At 67.7% G+C, this 19111-nt stretch carries 19 protein-coding genes and 1 pseudogene; 10 read left to right on the top strand and 10 right to left on the bottom strand.

Annotation, left to right across the window (positions count from 1 at the left end):
• Window positions 1–89 precede the first annotated feature (89 nt).
• Window positions 90–764, top strand: a complete 675-nt coding sequence (locus tag IRT45_RS22495; protein ID WP_309241102.1) for a nucleoside triphosphate hydrolase — start codon at window positions 90–92, stop codon at window positions 762–764.
• Between the two features lie 80 nt (window positions 765–844).
• On the opposite strand, the gene IRT45_RS22500 is transcribed toward IRT45_RS22495, so the two are convergent.
• Together IRT45_RS22500 and IRT45_RS22505 are read right to left on the bottom strand one after the other, a co-directional pair.
• Window positions 845–1711, bottom strand: a complete 867-nt coding sequence (locus tag IRT45_RS22500) for a PfkB family carbohydrate kinase (RefSeq protein ID WP_194807802.1) — start codon at window positions 1709–1711, stop codon at window positions 845–847.
• A gap of 2 nt (window positions 1712–1713) precedes the next feature.
• Window positions 1714–2286, bottom strand: a complete 573-nt coding sequence (locus tag IRT45_RS22505; RefSeq protein WP_194807803.1) for a TetR/AcrR family transcriptional regulator — start codon at window positions 2284–2286, stop codon at window positions 1714–1716.
• A gap of 239 nt (window positions 2287–2525) precedes the next feature.
• On the opposite strand from IRT45_RS22505, the gene IRT45_RS22510 reads away from it, so the two are divergent.
• Window positions 2526–3764 (top strand): cytochrome P450, encoded by a 1239-nt coding sequence (locus tag IRT45_RS22510; RefSeq protein ID WP_194807804.1) that lies wholly within the window; start codon window positions 2526–2528, stop codon window positions 3762–3764.
• A gap of 100 nt (window positions 3765–3864) precedes the next feature.
• Window positions 3865–3996, top strand: a pseudogene (locus IRT45_RS37110) (NAD(P)-dependent alcohol dehydrogenase); the annotation flags it as partial.
• A gap of 30 nt (window positions 3997–4026) precedes the next feature.
• Here IRT45_RS37110 and IRT45_RS22515 read toward each other — a convergent pair.
• Together IRT45_RS22515 and IRT45_RS22520 are read right to left on the bottom strand one after the other, a co-directional pair.
• On the bottom strand, window positions 4027–5166 hold the full coding sequence (locus IRT45_RS22515) for a phage tail tip lysozyme (RefSeq protein WP_194807805.1): 1140 nt from the start codon (window positions 5164–5166) through the stop codon (window positions 4027–4029).
• 201 nt (window positions 5167–5367) lie between these two features.
• On the bottom strand, window positions 5368–6369 hold the full coding sequence (locus tag IRT45_RS22520; RefSeq protein ID WP_228534781.1) for a DUF4189 domain-containing protein: 1002 nt from the start codon (window positions 6367–6369) through the stop codon (window positions 5368–5370).
• Between the two features lie 222 nt (window positions 6370–6591).
• Between IRT45_RS22520 and IRT45_RS22525 the strand changes: the two genes are divergently transcribed.
• Window positions 6592–7944, top strand: coding sequence for a cytochrome P450 (locus IRT45_RS22525; RefSeq protein WP_375540138.1), 1353 nt, complete (start codon window positions 6592–6594; stop codon window positions 7942–7944).
• 87 nt (window positions 7945–8031) lie between these two features.
• Here the strand turns inward: IRT45_RS22525 and IRT45_RS22530 are convergent, their stop codons facing one another.
• Together IRT45_RS22530 and IRT45_RS22535 are read right to left on the bottom strand one after the other, a co-directional pair.
• Complete coding sequence (locus IRT45_RS22530; RefSeq protein ID WP_194807807.1) at window positions 8032–8781, bottom strand: SDR family oxidoreductase; 750 nt, start codon at window positions 8779–8781, stop codon at window positions 8032–8034.
• 46 nt (window positions 8782–8827) lie between these two features.
• A complete protein-coding gene (locus IRT45_RS22535) occupies window positions 8828–10300 on the bottom strand; it encodes an aldehyde dehydrogenase (protein WP_194807808.1) in 1473 nt (490 codons plus the stop codon).
• Between the two features lie 112 nt (window positions 10301–10412).
• On the opposite strand from IRT45_RS22535, the gene IRT45_RS22540 reads away from it, so the two are divergent.
• The 6 genes from IRT45_RS22540 to IRT45_RS22565 all read left to right on the top strand — a co-directional run bounded on the left by IRT45_RS22540 (window position 10413) and on the right by IRT45_RS22565 (window position 16273).
• Entirely contained in the window at window positions 10413–11291 is an 879-nt protein-coding gene (locus IRT45_RS22540) for an SDR family NAD(P)-dependent oxidoreductase (RefSeq protein WP_194807809.1), read from the top strand.
• A gap of 177 nt (window positions 11292–11468) precedes the next feature.
• On the top strand, window positions 11469–12674 hold the full coding sequence (locus tag IRT45_RS22545) for a cytochrome P450 (protein WP_194807810.1): 1206 nt from the start codon (window positions 11469–11471) through the stop codon (window positions 12672–12674).
• A 1-nt stretch (window position 12675) separates the two neighbouring features.
• Window positions 12676–13482: an SDR family oxidoreductase gene (locus IRT45_RS22550; RefSeq protein WP_194807811.1), complete on the top strand. Its 807-nt coding sequence runs from the start codon at window positions 12676–12678 to the stop codon at window positions 13480–13482.
• The gene (locus IRT45_RS22555) at window positions 13482–13679 is read left to right on the top strand and encodes a ferredoxin (protein WP_194807812.1); all 198 of its coding nucleotides are present in this window, start codon (window positions 13482–13484) and stop codon (window positions 13677–13679) included. The genes IRT45_RS22550 and IRT45_RS22555 overlap by 1 nt, the downstream gene beginning before the upstream one ends.
• Window positions 13679–14764 carry a dihydrodipicolinate reductase gene (locus tag IRT45_RS22560; RefSeq protein WP_194807813.1) on the top strand — a complete coding sequence of 362 codons (1086 nt, stop codon included), beginning with the start codon at window positions 13679–13681 and terminating at the stop codon, window positions 14762–14764. The genes IRT45_RS22555 and IRT45_RS22560 overlap by 1 nt, the downstream gene beginning before the upstream one ends.
• A 282-nt stretch (window positions 14765–15046) precedes the next feature.
• A complete protein-coding gene (locus IRT45_RS22565; RefSeq protein WP_194807814.1) occupies window positions 15047–16273 on the top strand; it encodes a cytochrome P450 in 1227 nt (408 codons plus the stop codon).
• On the opposite strand, the gene IRT45_RS22570 is transcribed toward IRT45_RS22565, so the two are convergent.
• The 4 genes from IRT45_RS22570 to IRT45_RS22585 form a co-directional block, all read right to left on the bottom strand.
• Window positions 16245–16706 (bottom strand): nuclear transport factor 2 family protein, encoded by a 462-nt coding sequence (locus tag IRT45_RS22570; protein WP_194807815.1) that lies wholly within the window; start codon window positions 16704–16706, stop codon window positions 16245–16247. The genes IRT45_RS22565 and IRT45_RS22570 overlap by 29 nt on opposite strands.
• Window positions 16707–16858: 152 nt before the next feature.
• Entirely contained in the window at window positions 16859–17170 is a 312-nt protein-coding gene (locus tag IRT45_RS22575) for a pyrimidine/purine nucleoside phosphorylase (RefSeq protein ID WP_194807816.1), read from the bottom strand.
• Window positions 17171–17273: 103 nt separating this feature from the next.
• On the bottom strand, window positions 17274–17894 hold the full coding sequence (locus IRT45_RS22580; protein WP_309241104.1) for an MBL fold metallo-hydrolase: 621 nt from the start codon (window positions 17892–17894) through the stop codon (window positions 17274–17276).
• Entirely contained in the window at window positions 17891–18973 is a 1083-nt protein-coding gene (locus IRT45_RS22585) for an S-(hydroxymethyl)mycothiol dehydrogenase (protein ID WP_194807817.1), read from the bottom strand. Before IRT45_RS22585 ends, IRT45_RS22580 begins: the two co-directional genes overlap by 4 nt.
• Window positions 18974–19111: the final 138 nt, after the last annotated feature.

Raw genomic sequence — 19111 nt, forward strand, 5'->3', positions numbered from 1 at the left:
GAAGCGGCGGGAACGTCATGCGTGGATCATGGTCGATCGGTACTCGCCGACAGGAAGTGAGATCGACCGCGCGGTGAAGGAGGTGTCCGGTGTCGGCGCAGGTGATGGGCCCGGGTGAGCTGGCGGCGCGGATCGTGCGGGCCGCGGAGGGTGCGGGCGGGCGCCGGTACCTGATCGGGGTCGCCGGACCGCCGGGAGCCGGAAAGTCCACGCTGGCACAGGGTTTGGCGGAGGCGGTGCGGAGTCGGGGGGTGTCCGCCGAGGTGGCGGGGATGGACGGATTTCATCGGACCTCGGCAGAGCTGCGTGACTCCGGCGCGCTCGGTCGCAAAGGGCAGCCCGATACCTTCGAGGTGGCGGCGTTCGTCGCGCGGCTTCGGACGCTGCGCGACAGTGCGATCGGCGTGCCGGTGCCGTGGCCGGTCTACGATCGAGCCCGCCACGACCCGATCCCCGATGCGGTGACCTTCACCGGCGAACGGGTCGCGATCGTGGAAGGGAACTACCTTCTGCTGGATCGGCCGGGGTGGCGTGAGGTGCGGGTATATCTCGACGAGGTCTGGTACCTCGATGCCGAGGAATCGGTCATCGAACAGCGCCTGCTGCGCCGGCATCGGCGCGGCGGTAAATCACCGGATCGCGCGCAGGCCATGGTCGCCGGCAGTGACCTGGCGAATGCCCGTCTCATCGCGCGGACCGCGGACCGGGCCGATCTCGTGCTGCGCGCGGTCCCCGGCGGCTACCGTATCCGCCCGGTTCGGTGAGCCGGTACGGCGTGCATCTGACCGGCTGATTCGTTAGTGCGACTCCAGCCCGTCCCGGCGCGATGCGCGGCGCGGTCACCTCATTCGGCCCATTCACCGAGCCGGTCGCCCCACGCGCGGGTACCGAAGAACCGGCACGACAGGGTGGCGACCGCGGCGGCGCGGGTGAGCGCGTCGACGAAGTCGTGGCCGCGGGAGTGGTACGCGCAGAACGCGCCGTGCAGGATGTCCCCGGCGCCGAGCGTATCCGCGCCGTCCACGTCCTCCACCGTGATCTCGCCCCGAACACCGTCGGCGGAGTACATGATCGGTTGCTGCCCGCGCGTGACGGCGACCGCGTGGACCCCGATCCGGTGCAGGTGGGCGAACACGTCCCGGGAGTCCGGCGGCGCGAACGAGGCCGAGCAGATGGCGATGTCGACCAGCGGCAGCAACTCCGCGTGTTCCGGCTTCCAGCGGCCCCCGTCGAGCACCACCGGAATTCCCGCGTCGCGCGCCACCCGCGCGATGCCGAGGGCGAGTTCGAGGTGATGTCCGTCGACGAGCACCACCGAGGCGTCCCGGACGAGGGCCGCGAATTCGTCGTCGAAGGACACCTCGATGCCCGAACCGTCCAGCGAGACAACGGTTCGCGTCCCGGCACCGGCCGCGACGACGATGGACGAGATCGGCGGCGGGTCGGTACGCCGCGCCGTCGTGTCGACGAGTTCGACACCGTGGGACCGTAGATCGTCGCGGATCAGCGCGGTGAGCGGATGCTGACCGACGGCGGTGAGCAGCCGGGCACCGCCGGTCAGTATCGCGCAGGCCACCGCGGCATTGGCGGCCGGTCCACCGGCGCCCAGAAATTGGTCGCGCGCACGGGTTTTGGTGTCCTCGACCGGATAGGCGTCGACGGCGTAGGAGAGGTCGACGGTGGTGAGGCCGACGAACAGCGGGACGCTCATTCTCATCCCTTCCGTGCCGGTCCGGCCGGACGCATCAGGAGCGGGGCGACGAACCGCTCCACCGTCCGGCGTTCTGCGGCGGCATCGGGCAGCGGCCAGGTGAGCAGCGACAACACCACCCGCACGATCCACTCCGCCGCGTCGTCGTCTCCGGCGATTCCGGTGAGCGCGGTGGCGATGCCGCGCAGTTCGGGCATGGCCACCACGTGGTCGCCGGTGGCGCCCGCCCCCGCCAGGAACGCCGACAGCGTGGGTTCGGCGCGGATCGCCGCGAGCGAGGCGAGGACGGCCTCCACCACGCGCCGCGGGCCGCGCAACGGTGCCACGGTCGCGGCCACCCGTTCGGCGATATCTCGCGCCGCCGACACCGTCACGATCCGGACCAGCTCCGGCTTCCCGCCGACGTGCCGGTACACGGTGGCCCGGGAGCAGCCCACGCGTTCGGCCACATCGTCGATGCTCACCCGGTCGATTCCGCGTTCCAGGAACAGGTCGGCCGCTGCCGCTTCGATGCGCGAGCGAGCGACGGTGCGCCGCACCCCTCCCGCAAGCCAATCGACGTCGGTGGTTCGCATCGCAGGACATGGTCCCTTCGGTCTGTGGTGTCTCGTCCCGAGACGAAACAGCGAAATTGTCTCACGAGCGGCTCCGCTTGTATACGCCCTCCAAGTGGGCAAACAGCGCTGCCTCGATCCGCCGGGGAGAGCTCGGTGTATGAGCAAGGTCTCCCTTCTGTCTCATGATGCGACGCCGATTGACACACGTCTCCGGCCCGCGCACGGTGAGCGCACCCGTTCCCCGAGGGAGTTCACCGATGACCACGACCGTGCCGGACGGATCGGAACTGTTCCTGTCCGCTCATCTCGACGACCCGTATCCGCTCTACGACCGCCTGCGCGGCGGGGCTCCGGTCTACCGGGTGCCCGGTACCGACTTTCACCTCGTGTCGTCCTGGGAACTCGTCACCGAAGCGGCTGCCCGCACCGCCGAGTTCTCCTCCCACCTCACCGCGGTGCTGCTGCGTCATCCGGGCGCCGCCCCGACCGCCTTCGACCTCGACGGCGGCGGTCACGCGGTCCATGTTCTCGCCACGGCCGACGATCCGTCCCACGCCGTCCACCGCAAACTCGTCTCGAGTGTGCTGGCCGGGCGCATCCGGGAACTCGGCCCTGCGGTCGAGGATCTGGTGGATCGACTCTGGTCGCAGCACGTCCGCGACGGCCGTATCGACTGGGCCGCCGATATGGCCGACCGGCTGCCGCTGGCCGTGGTCGCGGCGGTGGTCGGTGTGCCCGGCGACGATGTGCCCCAGCTGCTCGAGTGGGCCTACGACAGCACCGAAATGCTCGGCGCCGTGGTGGACGCGCAACGTCTTCCGCGACTGGTGCATTCGGCAGCGCTGCTCGCCGGGTACCTCCACGAACAACTGCGCCGGACGCTGGGCGCGGGCATGCCCGACGGCCCGCCGCGAACCGTGCTCGACGCGCTGGCCCGTGCGTGCCGTACCGGCACTCTCACCGAGGAGGTCGCGGTCTTGATTCTCGTCCAGCTGGTCGGCGCCGGGGGCGAATCCACCGCCGGCCTGATCGCCTCGGCGGCCCGAATCCTCGCCACACACCGCGATATTCAGCACCGGCTCCGCACCGGCCCGCACCTGATTCCCGCCTTCCTCGACGAGGTGCTCCGCCTCGAATCGCCCTTCCGCGGCCACTATCGCCATGTCACCACCGACACCGTTCTCGGGGATGTCTCCTTGCCCGCCGGAAGCCACCTCCTGCTGCTGTGGGGCGCGGCCAATCGCGACCCGGCGATCTTCCCGGAACCCGCCACCGTCGAGCTGAACCGTCCGAACATCAAGTCGCACACCGCCTTCGGCCGTGGGCTGCATTTCTGCGTCGGCTCTGCCCTGGCGAAACTGGAAGCCCGCACCGCGATCACGGCCCTTCTCGACCGCAGCACCGACATCGCGCTCTCCGCACCCCCGCGGTGGACCCCGAGCATCCTCGTCCGCCGCCACACCGCCCTGCCGCTGCGCATCCGGACTGCGGAATAGGACAGCGGTCGCCCCGCGGTCACCTCGATCGCGCGGCGTCGCCCGAGGTCGTCCGCGCGATCGCGGTGCGCTGTCAGGTACCGGAGGAAGGTGCCCAAACGAACTCGTCGACCTGGCGCACGAGGGTGTCCTCGATATCGCTGTCGAACGTTTCATCCTCGACGACGGTCCCGAGGCATACCGCAGGCTCGCGGCGGGCACCCTGCGCGGCCGCGCCGTCATCGTCGCCTGATCGCCTCTCGGCCGCGCCCCGCCGCCGGACTCACACGGCGAGCGCCGACTTGTTGTACTCCTCGAGTAGCCCTGCCGCGTAATTGCGCCGGTCGTTGGTCGAAAGGCCCGCGCTCTTCTCGTAGTACCTGTCGAAGGCCTCGGCCACGGTCCGGGCGTCGTTGGGGTTCGCGGTGACGGCGTTGTTCGCCTGCTGATAGTCGCCACCGCGCAGTTCCTGAACCATGTAATCCAGATGGGTATGCCAGTCGCCGATATTCTCACCGGGCCTCTGCGCGAATGCCTGGAGGCCGGAAAGCCGGTTGAAACGCCACTGGAACAGGCCCTTCGCCGATCCGTTGTCGCCGGTGGCGGAAACATCGAATCCCGACTCGAATTTCGCGTTGGCGACGATGCCGGCGGCCTGCGCCGGTGTGAAGTGGTAGGTATCGATGAGGTACTTCATCATCGCCATCGCGGTGGGCTTTTCCGTGGTCGGAATGATCGCGGTACCCATGGATCCGGACTGGCCGCTCCACGGAGTGCTTCCGTTGTATCCCGCCGGAGTGGCTCCCGCGGAGGGACTCGAACCGGGCGACACAGCCGGTATCGGATTGCCGGTGGAGGACGGCGGGGCGTCGCCCTTGATCTTCAGCGCCGCGGCCGCGGCCTGGTCGGAGACACCGTGGACTTTGTCGTATGTCGTGCCGACGGTCTCCCACACGCCCTTGAACAGGCCGTCGATGATGTCTCTGGGTAATTCCTTGTGGGAGGTGCCGTCCTTGTCCTTCACCGTCCGCACGGATTTGAAGGACGCGTCGATCTTCGTGTTGAGTTCTCCCACCGCGGTATCGACGGCCCCGTAGGCCTCGGTCACGGCATCGCCGATGCCCGCGGTTCGCACCACGATGCCCGCGTCCTTGCGCTGGATGCCGGACGTCGCCGTGTGCATCTGGCTCTTGTGATCGCTGTACTTGTCGATCATCGCCGACTCGTCCTCGGGATCGGCGATTCCCTGGCCGCGCAACATTCCGCGCAGGTCGGGTGCCTTCGACGGCGTGCCCGAACCGAGCAGCCGAACCTGTTCTTGGATAACCCCTTCCGCGGCGCTGAAAAGCGCTTTCAAGCCCGCCGGCGCACAGTCCGGGAGCTCGTGCAGATCGCCCAGTCGGCTGGTGCCATCGGAGCTCATCGGGGCCTCGCTCTCAACCAGGCAGAGTCGACACGCGTCGGTGACCGGACTTCCCGGAACGGGGGAGGTCGTCGACCTTCGGCGACACGTCGTGTGCGCCGCCGACGCCGACCCGGTGGTCCCACCGACATCACTGCCGGAAGCATAAGGGTGGCGTCGGAAGGCTCTACTCCCGACGCTGGGAAGAGATCCGCGCCGCGCCTACTCCGTCGCGCACTTGGACCATTTGTTGAACGGTCCCGATACCCCGTAGTTGTCCTGCGCGCTGGTGACGGCTTTGGATTCGGCCTCTTCCGCGGTGGTGCCCCAGGTGGAGGCCCAGCCGTTGTTCTGGCCGACGACCACCGCGACGCAGGCGTTGCGCGCCCACGCCGCCGGCTGTGCGCAACCGGGGCAACGGGTTTGGACCTGGTTGGTGGCGTCGTCGGAGCTGACCGTGCTGCGCGCCCAGGTCACCTTGCCGGTGTCGGCGTCGTAGCCTGCGGCGATCCAGACGTCGGCCGGTGTGGCCGGAGGCGGGGGAGCGTAGCGGGTGGTCTCGCGGGTGGTGGGTGCGGTCGAGGTCGAATACGTCGGCGAGGGGCGGGTGGTCGTCGACTGCTGGCCGGCCGCATCGGTATCGCTGTTCTTGTTGTGGTTGTGCACCACGATCACCGCGACGACCGCGCCCAGCACGAGGACCGCCGCGACCACTGCCGCGACGATCGCCAGCACCTTGCCGCCACCCGAATTCTGCTGCGGCGCACCGGGATACGGGTAGGGCTGCCCACCGTACTGCGGGTCCGGATACGGCTGCGCATACGGTTGCCCGCCCGGATATCCGCCTTCGGGATAGCCGCCCGGCGGATATGCCTGCCCATACATCGGGGGCTGATTCGGATCGCCCGGATACGGCACCCCGGCGGGATACCCCTGTCCCGCATGGACGGTGGGATCCTCGGACCCGGGCGGCGGGCCCGGATGTCCACCGGGATACGCCTGGGTCGGCGGCGCCTGCTGTCCGGGGTAGGCCTGCGTCGGCGGGGCGGGTTGTCCCGGATAGGCCTGGGTGGGCGGCGCCGGTTGCTGGGGTGCGGGGCCGCCGGGCTGCGCGCCGGGATCCGGCACGCCACCGGGGTAGGCCCGGGTCGGCGGCGCCGGTGGCGGGCCCGACTCGCCCGACGGTGGCTGCTGCGGGGAATCCGGGCGATCGTCGGCGGCCATCGCCTACCGCGCCCGGCTCGTCGAAATGCGCTGTGTCGTGGTCGGCATCGACATCGACCGTGCCCCCGTCCCTGCTGTGAATCGTATCGGCGAGCCACTGTAGCGCATACCTATGACGTCAAGTTTGCCCGAAATAGCATTCTCGGATTTGGAGAGCAATATTGCCGTCGCCACTATTCTGATAAGTCGGAGCCTGAGACCGGGGACGCCCGAGAGGACAGCATCGTGACCGTGCACGCCGACGACCACAGACAGCCGCGCTACGACTTCGATCGCCATGCGCCGCAGTACCGCGACAACTTCGACGCGATCACCACCGACATGCACCGGCGGTGCCCGCTGGCCTGGTCGCCGACCTACGGCGGGCACTGGGTGGCGGCCGGCAGCCGGGAGGTGTTCAGCCTCGCGCGGTCGGAAAACGTGTCGAGCGATCATGATCCGAACGGGGAGCGCCGCGGCTATCGCGGTATCACCATTCCGTTTCCCGAGACCGGGAATGCCATCCGCAACGGCATCCTCGAAATGGATCCGCCCGAACAGCGGTTGTGGCGCCAAGCGCTCAATCCCTATCTGTCACCGGCCGCGGTGCAGCGCTGGGTGCCGTTCGTCGACGAGGTGGTCCGGGCGAGCCTCGACGATCGGATCGAGAGCGGGCGGATCGATTTCGTCGACGATCTGGCCAATATCGTGCCCGCCGTCCTCACCCTGGCGATGCTCGGCATACCGCTGCGCAAATGGCAGCTGTACTGCGAACCCGCGCACGCCTCGGTCTACACCCCGCCCAATTCTCCTGATATCGAACGGGTTCGGCGTCAGCACGAGGCGATGGGGCTGGATCTGCTGATCAATCTCACGGAGGTGCGGGAGAATCCGCGTCCGGGAATCATCGAGGCGCTGACCCGGCTCGAGCTCGACGGGACCGCGCCGCCGGATATCGAACTGCTGGGCATGCTGGGCCTGCTGATCGGTGGCGGTTTCGACACCACCACCGCGCTGACCGCCCATGCGCTGGAATGGCTCTCGGACCATCCGGATCAGCGGGCGATCATGAGCACCGAACGCGAGGTGCTGTTGAACTCGGCGACCGAGGAATTCCTCCGCTACTTCACTCCCGCACCCGGCGACGGCCGCACCATCGCCGCGGATTGCGAATACGCGGGCATCCGGCTCGAGGAGGGGGAGCGGCTGTGGCTGTCGTGGGCGATGGCCAATCGCGATCCGGAATTGTTCCCGGATCCCAACACCCTCGATCTGGACCGGAAAGGCAACCGCCACTTCAGCTTCGGCCTGGGCGTGCACCGCTGTATCGGATCCAATGTGGCGCGCACCGTATTCAAGCGCATGCTGGTCGCGGTGCTCGATCGGCTGCCGGATTTCCGGTGTGATCCCGGCGGCGCGGTGCATTACGACACGATCGGCGTGATCCAGGGGATGCGCCACCTACCGGCCACGTTCACACCCGGCCGGCGGCTGGGACCAGGGCTGGACGAAACCCTGGAGACCCTGCAGCTGCTCTGCGACGAGAATCGTCTGGCCGAACCGGTCACCGTCCGGCGCGACGGCGCCGACCTCTGAGCGCGGAAGGCGCTGCGGCCGAGCCCGGTTCACCACACTTCTGCGCAAACGCCCGTCCCGTGGCGGGACGGGCGTCGCTAGCGCTCGCTACCGGATGATCTGCCCCCCGTCGACGTTGAGGATGTGCCCGGTGACCCACGCCGCGTCGTCGGACAGCAGATACAGGCACGCACCCACCAGATCCTGCGGCGTGCCGATCCGCTTGAGCGGCAGGCGATTCACCATGTCGTTCACGATCGAGCCGGGGGTGACGGTCTGCGTCGCCTCGGTGTTGATCGGCCCCGGCGCGATGGCGTTGATCCGGATGTTGGATCCGCCGAGTTCGACCGCCAGCTGCTGGGTGAGGCTGTTGACCCCGGCCTTGGCGAGGCCGTAGAAGTTCGAATACACCCATGCGGCGGTGGAGGACTGGTTCACGATGGACCCGCCGCCACCCTTCGACATGTGCTGCCACACCGCGCGGGTCATGTTCAGCGCGCCGTCGAGATTCACGCTCATGAACTTCTTGTAGTAGTCCCACGGCACGGTCAGCAGCAGGTCCAGCTTCATCCCGCCGTAGATGGCGGCGTTGTTGACCAGATGGTTGATCGAGCCGAATTCGTTCCGCGTGTAGTCGGCCAGCGTGGTGACCGATTCCGGATCGGAGACGTCGACAGGATGGAAGACCGCGGTGCCGCCGCCGCTGCTGATCTCCTCGGCGACCTGTTTTCCCTTGTCCGCGTTGAGATCCGCGACGACGACGGTGGCGCCCTCGCCGGCCAGTGCTTTCGCGTATTCGGCGCCGATGCCCTGCGCCGCGCCGGTGACGATCGCGACGCGATCGGTGAAACGAGCCATGAGTTGTCTTCTCCTGTCGATAATTCGCGACGAGGTCGCGTGCTGTCTATTTCTGCGCGGTGGCGATCAGCTTGGTTTCGAGGTACTCCTCGAATCCGGCCACACCGAGTTCGCGGCCGATGCCGGACTGCTTGTAGCCGCCGAACGGGGCGTCGGCGCTGTACCAGATACCGCCGTTGACGCCGAGCGTTCCGGTCCGGACACCGTTGACCACGTGGTCGATTCGCGCCTGGTCGGTGCCCCACACCTCGCCCGACAGGCCGTAGGGCGATTCGTTGGCCAGCCGGATGGCGTCGTCGTCGCCGTCGTGCGGGATCACCACCAGCACCGGGCCGAAGATCTCCTCCTGGGCCACGGTCGAGGTGTTGGACACGCCGCTGATCAGGGTGGGTTCGATGAAATATCCGCGCTCGCGATCGGGACTGCCGCCGCCGGTGACGATGGTGCCGCCTTCGGCGCGTGCGATATCGATGTAGCGCTGCACGCGGTCACGCTGGCGCGCCGAGATGACCGGCCCGCAGACGGTGCCCGGTTCGTTCGGATCACCCGGGACGATGCCGCCCATCGACTTCGCCGCCGCCGCGACCGCGGTGTCGTACTGCTCGCGCGGGACGAGCAGGCGAGTGGTCAGCGCGCAGCCTTGGCCGGCGTGGACGCAGACGGTGAAGCCCGCGTAACTCGCCGCGGCGGCCACATCGGTGTCGTCCAGGACGATGAAGGCCGACTTGCCGCCGAGTTCGAGGAACACCTTCTTCAGGCTCTGCGCCGCACCGGCCATGATGGTCCGGCCCGTCTGCGTCGATCCGGTGAACGAGATCATGTCCACCCGCGGATCGGTGACCAGCTGGGCGCCCAGCTGGTGGTCGTCGGAGGTGACGATATTGATCACGCCGGCCGGAATGTCGGTCTGTTCGGCGATCACCGTGCCCACCAGCGCGGCGACCCACGGGGTGTCGGGAGCCGGTTTGAGCACCACCGTGCACCCGGCCGCCAGGGCGGGACCGAGCTTGGCGAAGTTGATCTGATGCGGGAAATTCCACGGCGTGATGGCGCCGACCACGCCGATCGCCTCCCGGCGCAGCGTGCGGGCCGTGGGAATTCCCATCGGCTTCGCGACGCCGAGATCGCTGACCCACTCGTAACTTTCGGCCAGACCGGCGAAGTAGCCGAGATCGCCGATCGGGCCCTCCAGTTGCGGGCCGCTGGTCAGCATGCGCGGAGCGCCCACCTCGGCAATGGTGATCTCGCGCAGTTCCTCGATGTTGTCGCGCAGCGCGTCGCGCAGTTGCCGCAGGCAGCGCGCTCGGAACGCGTGATCGCGCGACCATTCGGTGTTGTCGAAGGCCGCGCGGGCGGCGGCGATGGCCGCGTCCATATCGGCGGCGTCGGCGTTGGCGGCCTGGCCGAGAATTTCCTCGGTCGCCGGATTGACCGTCGCGAATACCCCCGCGCCGCCGGCGACCAGTTTGCCGTCGATCAGAAGCCGGGATCCCTCGCCAGGGGGGAGCAGTTTCGTCATTCGCCTCTCCGATAGGGCTGTCTGGACACCTGTACGGAATATAGTTTGGACGGAGCTGTGAATACAAGAACGTGTTGCAGAGTGATCGAATCGTGAGAGGCGGGTACCGGCGATGACCGGAGATGCGGCGGTGGCCGGCAAGGCGGCGATCGTGGTGGGCGGCGGCAGCGGTATCGGCCGGGCCGTCGCCGTCGAACTGGCACGCCAGGGCGCGGGCGTGGTGGTCAATTCCCGGGCCGAGGCGGCAGTGGACGCGGTGGTGGACGAGATCCGCGCGGCGGGTGGACGCGCGGTCGCGGTCGCGGGCTCGGCCGCGGACGAAACGATCGCGGACGCACTGGTGAGCCGGTGCGTCGAAAGTTTCGGTGCCGTCGATGTTCTCGTCAACTGTGCCGGGATCGCCGAACCCGCCCACTCGTCGATTCTCGACATCTCGACCGCGGACTGGCGCGCCCAGCTGGATTCACACCTGACCACGGTGTTCAACACCTGCCGCGCGGTGGCGCCGCTGATGGTGGCGCGCGGTGCGGGCTCGATCGTCAACACCGGCTCGTTCGCCTACCTGGGCGACTACGGCGGCACCGGCTATCCGGCCGGAAAAGGCGCGGTCGCGAGCCTGACACTGGCCATGGCCGCGGAATTGAAAGAGCACGGCATCCGGGTGAACGCGATCTGTCCCGGAGCCAGGACGCGGCTGTCCACCGGCCCGGAATACGAGGAGAAGATCGCGGAGTTGCGCGCGCGCGGCCTGCTCGACGAGTTCACCGCGCAGTCGTCACTGGACGCGCCGCCGCCGGAGTACGCCGCGTCGTTGTATGTCTATCTCGCCTCCGACCTCGCGACCGTGACGGGGCAGATCCTCGTTGCCGCAGGCGGATTCGTCGGTCGCTTCGCGCGGCCGAAGCTCGAGTCGATCGGCTATCGCGACCATGCCGATGCGCCGCCGTGGTCGGTGGCCGAACTGCACCACCTCCTCGGCGACGGGGCGTGAGGAAGATGGGAACGCTCGCCTGCCAGGGTGGTGCGCCCACGCTGCCGAGGACGCTCGCCCATTGTCCGGATTCCGGTCCGGTGGTAGCGTCCAGACACATGTCCAGTCCTGTGTCTCGGTTGGCGGTGTGCGGATGAGGCTCGATGTGAACGCGTTATATTTCGAGAGGTGGGTGTGATGACTGTGGCATCTGCGCAACCGGTCGTATTCGATCCCTACGACTACCGGTTCCACGAGGATCCGTATCCGGTCTATCGGCGGCTGCGCACGGAGGCGCCGCTGTACTACAACCCGGACCTGGACTTCTGGGCGCTGTCGCGCCACGCCGACGTGACCGCCGCATTCCGCGACGCGGCCCGTCTGTCCAGCGCCAACGGCGTCTCCCTGGATCCGGCCGCGTGGGGCCCGCACGCGCACAAGACCATGTCGTTCCTCGCCATGGACGATCCGCGCCACCTGCGCATGCGCCAGCTGGTCAACAAGGGCTTCACCCCGCGCCGCATCGCCGGTATGGGCGAGCGGATCCGGGAACTGACGCTGCAACATCTCGAACCGGCGCTCGAGCGAGGCAGCTTCGACTGGATCGAGGATTTCGCGGGCAAACTGCCCATGGACGTCATCTCCGACATGATGGGCGTGCCGGAACCCGATCGCGCGGAGATCCGCCGGATGGCCGATCTGGTGGTGCACCGCGAGGAGGGCGTACTCGACGTGCCGGAGGCGGCCATCGAGGCCTCGCTCAATCTGGTCGTCTACTACTCCGACATGGTCGCCCAGCGTCGCCGCAGCCGCACCGAGGATCTGACCTCGGCGCTGCTCGACGCGGAGATCGACGGCGACAAACTCACCGACGACGAGATCATCGGATTCATGTTCCTGATGGTCGTGGCCGGTAACGAGACCACCACCAAACTGCTCGGCAACGCGCTGTACTGGGCCGGCCGCAATCCCGAACAGTTCGCCAAGGTGGTCGCCGACGGCGATCTGGTGCCGGACTGGGTCGAGGAGACGCTGCGCTACGACAATTCGAGCCAGATGGTCGCGCGTTCCTCGGTCGTCGACGTGCCGTTCGAACACGGGGTGATCCCCGCCGGTTCGAAGGTGGTGCTGCTCATCGGCTCCGCCAATCGCGACGACGCGGTCTTCACCGACGGCGATCGCTACGACATCGAACGCGCCGACAAGAGCGCGCTGGCCAGTTTCGGTGGCGGCGTGCACTTCTGCCTCGGCGCGCATCTGGCCCGCTTGGAAACCGTGGTCGCGTTGCGCGAGTTCGCCTCCCGCGTCCGGGAGTACTCGCTCGACGAGTCCGCCATGGAGCGGGTGCATTCGACCAATGTCCGGGGGTTCGCGAAACTCCCTGTCACCGTGGAGGTTTCGTAATATGCCGCGTTTCGATCCGCATCCGGATGTGCGACCGGTTCTGATCGCGGGGGCGTCGTCGGGAATCGGCGCCGCGACCGCGATCGTGCTGGCCGAGGCCGGTTTCCCGGTGGCGCTCGGTGCGCGCCGGGTGGAGACGTGCCGCGAGCTCGCCGACAAGATCACCGCCAACGGCGGAACGGCCTTCGCGGGCTCGCTCGATGTCACCGACGACGCGTCGGTCGACGCCTTCGTCACCGCCGCCGAGGAGGCGCTCGGACCCATCGAGATCGCCGTATCCGGTGCCGGGGACATCGAATTCGGCCTGGCCTACGAGATGGACCCGCAGACCTTCCTGAAACAGGTCGACGTCCATCTGGTGGGTGCGCAACGGCTGGCCCACCGCATCCTGCCCGGCATGATCTCCCGGCGCCGCGGCGATTTCGTCTTCATCGGCTCCGACTGCGCCGACCAGGTCCGCCCCCGCAACGGCGCCTACAACGCCGCCAAGACCGGACTCGAGGCGATGGCCCGGCAACTGCGAATGGAGTTGGAGGGCACCGGGGTTCGCGCCTCGATCGTGCGACCGGGCGCGACCCAGACCGGAATGGGAATGAACGCCGCACCCGAGCAGGTGGGACCGCTGCTGGACGACTGGGTGAAGTGGGGCTTCGCCCGCCACCCCTTCTTCCTGCGGGCCTCCGACCTCGCCGCCGCGATCGCCGCGGTCGTGAACACACCCCGCGGTGCGCATCTGGTGCTGGTCGAGGTGCAGCCGGAAGCCCCGCTGCGCGAGACGGAGCAGACAGGTGAGGAGGCACAGAGCTGATGCGTATCGAAGTGGATCTGGACCTGTGTCAGGGCCATGCGATGTGCCAGGCGGAGGCGCCGGACTACTTCGACGTGCCCAAACACGGCAAGGTCGAAATCGTGCGGGCCGAGGTGGACGAGGCGGACCGCGCCGATGTGGAGAACGCGGTGCGGTACTGCCCGACCCAGGCACTCTCGATCGCGCGGGACCGGTGATGGGCGCGATCAGGGTGATCCAGTGGGCGACCGGCGGAGTGGGTCGCGCCGCGATCGAAGGCGTCCTCGACCATCCGGAGCTGGAACTCGTGGGCGCCTGGGCGCACAGTCCGGACAAGGACGGCGTGGACCTCGGCGTGCTCGTCGGCCGCGAACCCGTCGGCGTCACCGCGACCACCGACGCCGAGGCCCTGCTCGCGCTCGACGCCGACTGCGTGGTCTACAGCCCGGTCTTCGCCGACACCTCGGTCCTGCGCGCGATCCTGCGCTCGGGCAAGAATGTGGTGACTCCGCTGGGCTGGTTCTACCCCCGGCAGCGCGACCGCGAGAAATTCGACGCGGTCTGCGCCGAGCGCGCGGTCACCCTGCACGGCACCGGTATTCACCCCGGCGGCCTCACCGAACGCCTGCCGCTGGTGGTCTCGGCGTTGTCGGGTTCGGTGACCGGGATCCGTGCCGAGGAGTTCTCCGATATCCGCACCTACGGCGCCCCGGACGTGGTGCGGCACTGGATGATGTTCGGCGCCGATCCGGACAAGGCGAGGGAGAGCACGGTCGCCGCGATGCTGGCCGGCGGCTACAGCCAGTCGGTGTGGATGCTCGCCGACGAACTGGGCTTCGACCTGGATCCCGATATCCGCACCACCCACGACATCGCGGTCGCCACCGCGCCGATCGACTCACCGATCGGCGTCATCGAGCCGGGACAGGTTGCGGCCCAGCACTTTCGCTGGGAGGGAACGGTCGACGGCGAGCCGGTGATCACGGCGGCGGTCAACTGGTTCATGGGTGAGCGGGACTTCGACCCGGCGTGGAGCTTCGGGCCGAACGGGCAGCGGTTCGAGGTCGAGGTGCGCGGCGACCCCGGCTGCGTCCTGACCCTGTCCGGGCTGCACGCCCACGATCCGGCCGAGGGGGCCCGGCGCAATCCCTCGATCGTCGCCACGGCGCGCAACTGTGTGAATGCGATCCCCGATGTCGTCGCGGCCGCTCCGGGTGTGCGGACCTATCTCGATCTGCCGCTGCCGGCGGGGCGGGCCGCGCCGCATCTGCATCGCGACCGGAGAACCGAGGTGAGCGGATGAACGAACACCGCCGCTGAATTCCCGGGCACTACCCGGGTTTTCATCGACCGAACGGTGCGATACAGACGAATAATGTCGGGCTATGCGCGTCCGGGCGATCGGGAAATCCCGTCGATCGGGCTGTATTTCGTATGCCCGGAATAGTTTTGTCATAACTTCTGTTTTTCCGGAATGCGCGCGTCCGCAGCTCTTTTCCACTGCAGTGCAACGTGTTCTAATCAAGGAGGAACACGTTTCGAACAAAATTCATGATTCGCAGTGCAGCGGACACGAGGAGGAACTGTGGCTGCTCCGTCGATACCGGCCGGATTCGATTTCACCGACCCGGGACTGTGGGCCGAGAGAAGTCCGGTCGCCGAATTCGCGGAATTGCGGCGCACCGCGCCGGTCTGGTGGAACGCCCAGAACGCGGAGCAGGCCTATCCCTTCGAGGACGCGGGCTACTGGGTGGTGAGCCGGCACGAGGACATCAAGGAGATCTCGCGCCGCTCGGACGTCTTCTCCTCGGAGAAGAAGGGTTCCATCATCCGGTTGCCCGGCTTCGCGACGCCGGAGCAGTTGTCGGTCACCAGCGCGCTGCTGGTGAACATGGATCCGCCCAAGCACACCAAGATCCGCCGCATCATCTCGAAGGGCTTCACCCCGCGCGCGGTGGAGAGCCTGCGCGCGGCATTGACCGAGCGGGCCGAGCGAATCGTGCGCGCGGCCAAGGAATCCGGCGGCGGCGATTTCGTCGAGCAGGTGGCGTGCGAGTTGCCGCTCCAGGCTATCGCCGAACTGCTCGGTGTCCCGCAGGACGATCGGCACAAGCTGTTCGACTGGTCGAATCAGATGCTCAACTACGACGACCCGGAATATGGCGATTCCGCGGTCGCCTCGGCCGAAATTCTCGGCTACGCGTGGAATATGGCCGAGACACGCCGGACCGAGCCGTCGGACGATATCGTCAGCCAATTGGTGAGCGCCGATATCGACGGCGAGGCGTTGGGTTCGGACGAATTCGGCTTCTTCGTGATTCTGCTGGCGGTGGCCGGAAACGAGACCACGCGTAATGCGATCACCCACGGGATGAAGGCTTTCGTCGATCATTCGGAACAGTGGGAGCTGTACCGGCAGCAGCGCCCGCGCACCGCGGTCGACGAAATCGTGCGCTGGGCGACTCCGGTCACCGCGTTCCAGCGCACCGCCACCGAGGATGTGGAATTGGGCGGTCAGCTGATCAAGGCCGGCGAGCGGGTCGGATTGTTCTACAGCTCGGCCAATTTCGACGAGGCCGCCTTCGGCAAGCCCTTCGACTTCGACGTGCTGCGCGACCCCAACCCGCATCTCGCCTTCGGCGGCACCGGCGCGCACTTCTGCGTCGGCGCCAACCTCGCCCGCCTCGAAATCGACCTGATGTTCAACGCCATCGCCGACGTCATGCCCGACCTGCACCAGATCGCCGACCCGCAGCGCCTGCGTTCGGGCTGGATCAACGGCATCAAGCACTGGCAGGTCGAATACTCCTAGACCCGTCGGTGACCGCCGGTTCGCCGAAGACAGCACGGTGCCCGCGTGCGGTGTCCATGTATTCGCGAACCCGGTGGATCACACCGTCGCGCAGCTCGAAGATGAAGCAGTAGTCGTTGCTGTACCGGTTCCCGTTCGCGAGCGTGGCGCTCATCGTCTCCTCCACGATCACCCGGTCGCCTTCGGCATAGAAGCCGTGGAAGTCCAGCGCGACATCGGCGACGAACAGCCGGGGAAAGTCGTTCGCGATGAACTGCGTGATGGCCTCGCGTCCGATCAGATGGTTCGGGCCGTCCAGTGCGATCGCGGTGGCGTTGCCGGCCGGTGCCAGCCATTCGGCGTCCGGGGTGAAGAACGCTGCGATCTGCTCGGCGTCATGGCTGGCGAATGCTCGCCAGGCGGCCTGAACGACGGTCTTGCTGTCCGGTGTCATGCCCCGGACCCTACCGCCGCGAACGCCGTCGATCCGGCGGGAAACGGACGAGGTCATCGGGACGCCGGCGGCCCGTGCCGCCATGAGGGCCGCACGATCACTCGTGCGGCCCTCGCGCGGTAAACGCTTGCGCGGCAGGTTCTTATGATCGCTCAGCCGAAGTGGCAGATGTAGTGCAGGGTTTCCCGCACCTCGATGTCGAACGAGCTGTCGCCGGGCACGGAGAACGACTCGCCGCCGCGGTAGGTCGTGGGCTCGGTCTCGCCGGGCAGCGTCACGGCGCACTCACCCTCCACCAGCTCCATGATTTCCGGGGCGCCGGTGGTGAAGGTCAATGCCGCCGGCAGGATCACGCCGACCGACTTCCTGGTGCCGTCGGGCAGCGTGATGTCGTGGCTCACGCATTTGCCGTCGAAGTACACATTGGCCTTCGTGGCCACGCTGACGTTCTCGAACTGCGACATGATCTCTTTCCCGGAGGTGAAGTGGAGTAGTCAGCCTACTGACGCCACCTCCGGGCACCGTGCGGCGGGATCGAGATGCGGTCGAGGGTTACCGCGCGGGTCGTCAGTGTCCGCGCTTGATCCATTCCGGCAGGTGGGGTGCTTCGGCGCCGATGGTGGTGGAGTCGCCGTGGCCGGTCAGGACGGTGGTGTCCGCGGGTAGATGCAGCAGGCGGGTGCGGATGGATTCGATGATCGTCGGGAAGCTCGAGAACGAGCGGCCGGTGGCGCCGGGACCGCCCTGGAACAGGGTGTCGCCGGTGAAGACCGTCTTCTCCGAGGCCAGGTACAGACTCACCGCGCCGGGGGAGTGGCCCGGTGTGTGCAGGACCTCGATCTCGCTGCCCGCCACCGGGATTCGCTCCCGATCGTGCAGCGGTTCGTAGCGGGTGTCGGGGTAGAGCGCGCTCCACAGCACCTCGTCGGCCGGATGCAGCCGGATCGGTGCTCGCAGCGCCGCGGCCAGTTCGGTGGCCACGTTGATGTGGTCGTTGTGGGCGTGGGTGCAGAGGATGGCGCGCACCGTGCGCTCGCCGACGGCCGCGATGATCGGCTCGGCCTGGTGGGCGGCGTCGATGACAACGGCCTCACGGTCGTCACCGACGACCCAGACGTTGTTGTCGACATCCCAGCTGCCGCCGTCCAATTCGAACTTTCCTGAGGTGACGACGCGGTCGATCCTCACAGCGTCACCACCGATCGCAGAACGTCGCCGTGGTGCATGGTGGTGAATGCCTGCTCGACCTGGTCGAGGGCCACGCGTTCGCTGACGAACCGCTCCAGCGGCAACCGTCCCTGGCGGTAGAGGTCGAGCAGCATCGGGAAGTCACGTTCCGGCAGGCAGTCGCCGTACCAGGAGGATTTCAGCGAGCCGCCGTGTGAGAAGAAGTCGATGAGCGGCATCTCCAGCGTCATATCCGGCGTCGGCACGCCGACCAGCACCACCGTGCCGGCCAGATCGCGCGCGTAGAAGGCCTGCTTCCAGGTTTCCGGCCGCCCGACCGCGTCGATCACCACGTCGGCGCCGAAACCGCCGGTCAACTCCTGCACCCGCTCGACCACGTCGTCACCGGCCTCGAGTGTGTGGGTGGCGCCGAGTTCTTTGGCCCACTTCAGTTTTCGCGGATCGCGGTCGATCGCGATGATGGTGGTGGCACCCGCCAGCCGCGCTCCCGCGATGGCCGCGTCACCGACGCCGCCGCAGCCGATGACCGCGACCGAATCGCCGTAGCTCACGCCGCCGGTGTTGATCGCCGCCCCCAATCCGGCCATCACGCCGCAGCCGAGCAGGCCGGCCACGGCGGGATCGGTCTCGGGGTCGATCACGGTGCACTGTCCCTCGTGCACCAGGGTCTTGTCGGCGAAGGCGCCGATGCCGAGGGCCGGGGTCAGTTCGGTGCCGTCGGCCAGCGTCATGGGTTTGCCGGCGTTGTGGGTGTCGAAGCAGTACCACGGCTTGCCACGTTTGCAGGCGCGGCACTGGCCGCACACCGCGCGCCAGTTCAGCACCACATGATCGCCGGGCTGGACGTGGGTGACGGCATCACCGACGGTCTCCACCACACCGGCCGCCTCGTGGCCGAGCAGGAAGGGGAATTCGTCGTTGATGCCGCCCTCGCGGTAGGTCAGATCGGTATGGCACACCCCGCAGGCCTGCACCCGCACCACCACATCGTGCGGACCCGGATCGGGGATGACGATATCGACGATCTCGACCGGGGCGCCCACACTGCGGGCGATGACGCCGCGAACCTTCTGGGACATGGAATCTCCTTTACGCGTCGAGGGTGGCGGTTCACCTACGGGTCAGTGTATGCCCGCACCGGCAGCGCCGGACAGCTGTCCAGACTCTAGTTCAATTTCCCGGTCACGACGCTCGTGCCATGTGGAAACCGTTTTCAC

It is taken from the genome of Nocardia sp. BSTN01 (assembly GCF_015354405.1).
In the GTDB taxonomy this organism is placed as follows: Bacteria; Actinomycetota; Actinomycetes; order Mycobacteriales; family Mycobacteriaceae; genus Nocardia.

Bases quoted from the DNA above. Each gene is read 5' to 3' on its own strand.
- IRT45_RS22500 (WP_194807802.1), bottom strand. From the start codon at position 1,711: ATGAGCGTCCCGCTGTTCGTCGGCCTCACCACCGTCGACCTCTCCTAC.
- IRT45_RS22505 (WP_194807803.1), bottom strand. From the start codon at position 2,286: ATGCGAACCACCGACGTCGATTGGCTTGCGGGAGGGGTGCGGCGCACC.
- IRT45_RS22510 (WP_194807804.1), top strand. From the start codon at position 2,526: ATGACCACGACCGTGCCGGACGGATCGGAACTGTTCCTGTCCGCTCAT.
- IRT45_RS22515 (WP_194807805.1), bottom strand. From the start codon at position 5,166: ATGAGCTCCGATGGCACCAGCCGACTGGGCGATCTGCACGAGCTCCCG.
- IRT45_RS22520 (WP_228534781.1), bottom strand. From the start codon at position 6,369: ATGGCCGCCGACGATCGCCCGGATTCCCCGCAGCAGCCACCGTCGGGC.
- IRT45_RS22530 (WP_194807807.1), bottom strand. From the start codon at position 8,781: ATGGCTCGTTTCACCGATCGCGTCGCGATCGTCACCGGCGCGGCGCAG.
- IRT45_RS22535 (WP_194807808.1), bottom strand. From the start codon at position 10,300: ATGACGAAACTGCTCCCCCCTGGCGAGGGATCCCGGCTTCTGATCGAC.
- IRT45_RS22540 (WP_194807809.1), top strand. From the start codon at position 10,413: ATGACCGGAGATGCGGCGGTGGCCGGCAAGGCGGCGATCGTGGTGGGC.
- IRT45_RS22545 (WP_194807810.1), top strand. From the start codon at position 11,469: ATGACTGTGGCATCTGCGCAACCGGTCGTATTCGATCCCTACGACTAC.
- IRT45_RS22550 (WP_194807811.1), top strand. From the start codon at position 12,676: ATGCCGCGTTTCGATCCGCATCCGGATGTGCGACCGGTTCTGATCGCG.
- IRT45_RS22555 (WP_194807812.1), top strand. From the start codon at position 13,482: ATGCGTATCGAAGTGGATCTGGACCTGTGTCAGGGCCATGCGATGTGC.
- IRT45_RS22560 (WP_194807813.1), top strand. From the start codon at position 13,679: ATGGGCGCGATCAGGGTGATCCAGTGGGCGACCGGCGGAGTGGGTCGC.
- IRT45_RS22570 (WP_194807815.1), bottom strand. From the start codon at position 16,706: ATGACACCGGACAGCAAGACCGTCGTTCAGGCCGCCTGGCGAGCATTC.
- IRT45_RS22575 (WP_194807816.1), bottom strand. From the start codon at position 17,170: ATGTCGCAGTTCGAGAACGTCAGCGTGGCCACGAAGGCCAATGTGTAC.
- IRT45_RS22585 (WP_194807817.1), bottom strand. From the start codon at position 18,973: ATGTCCCAGAAGGTTCGCGGCGTCATCGCCCGCAGTGTGGGCGCCCCG.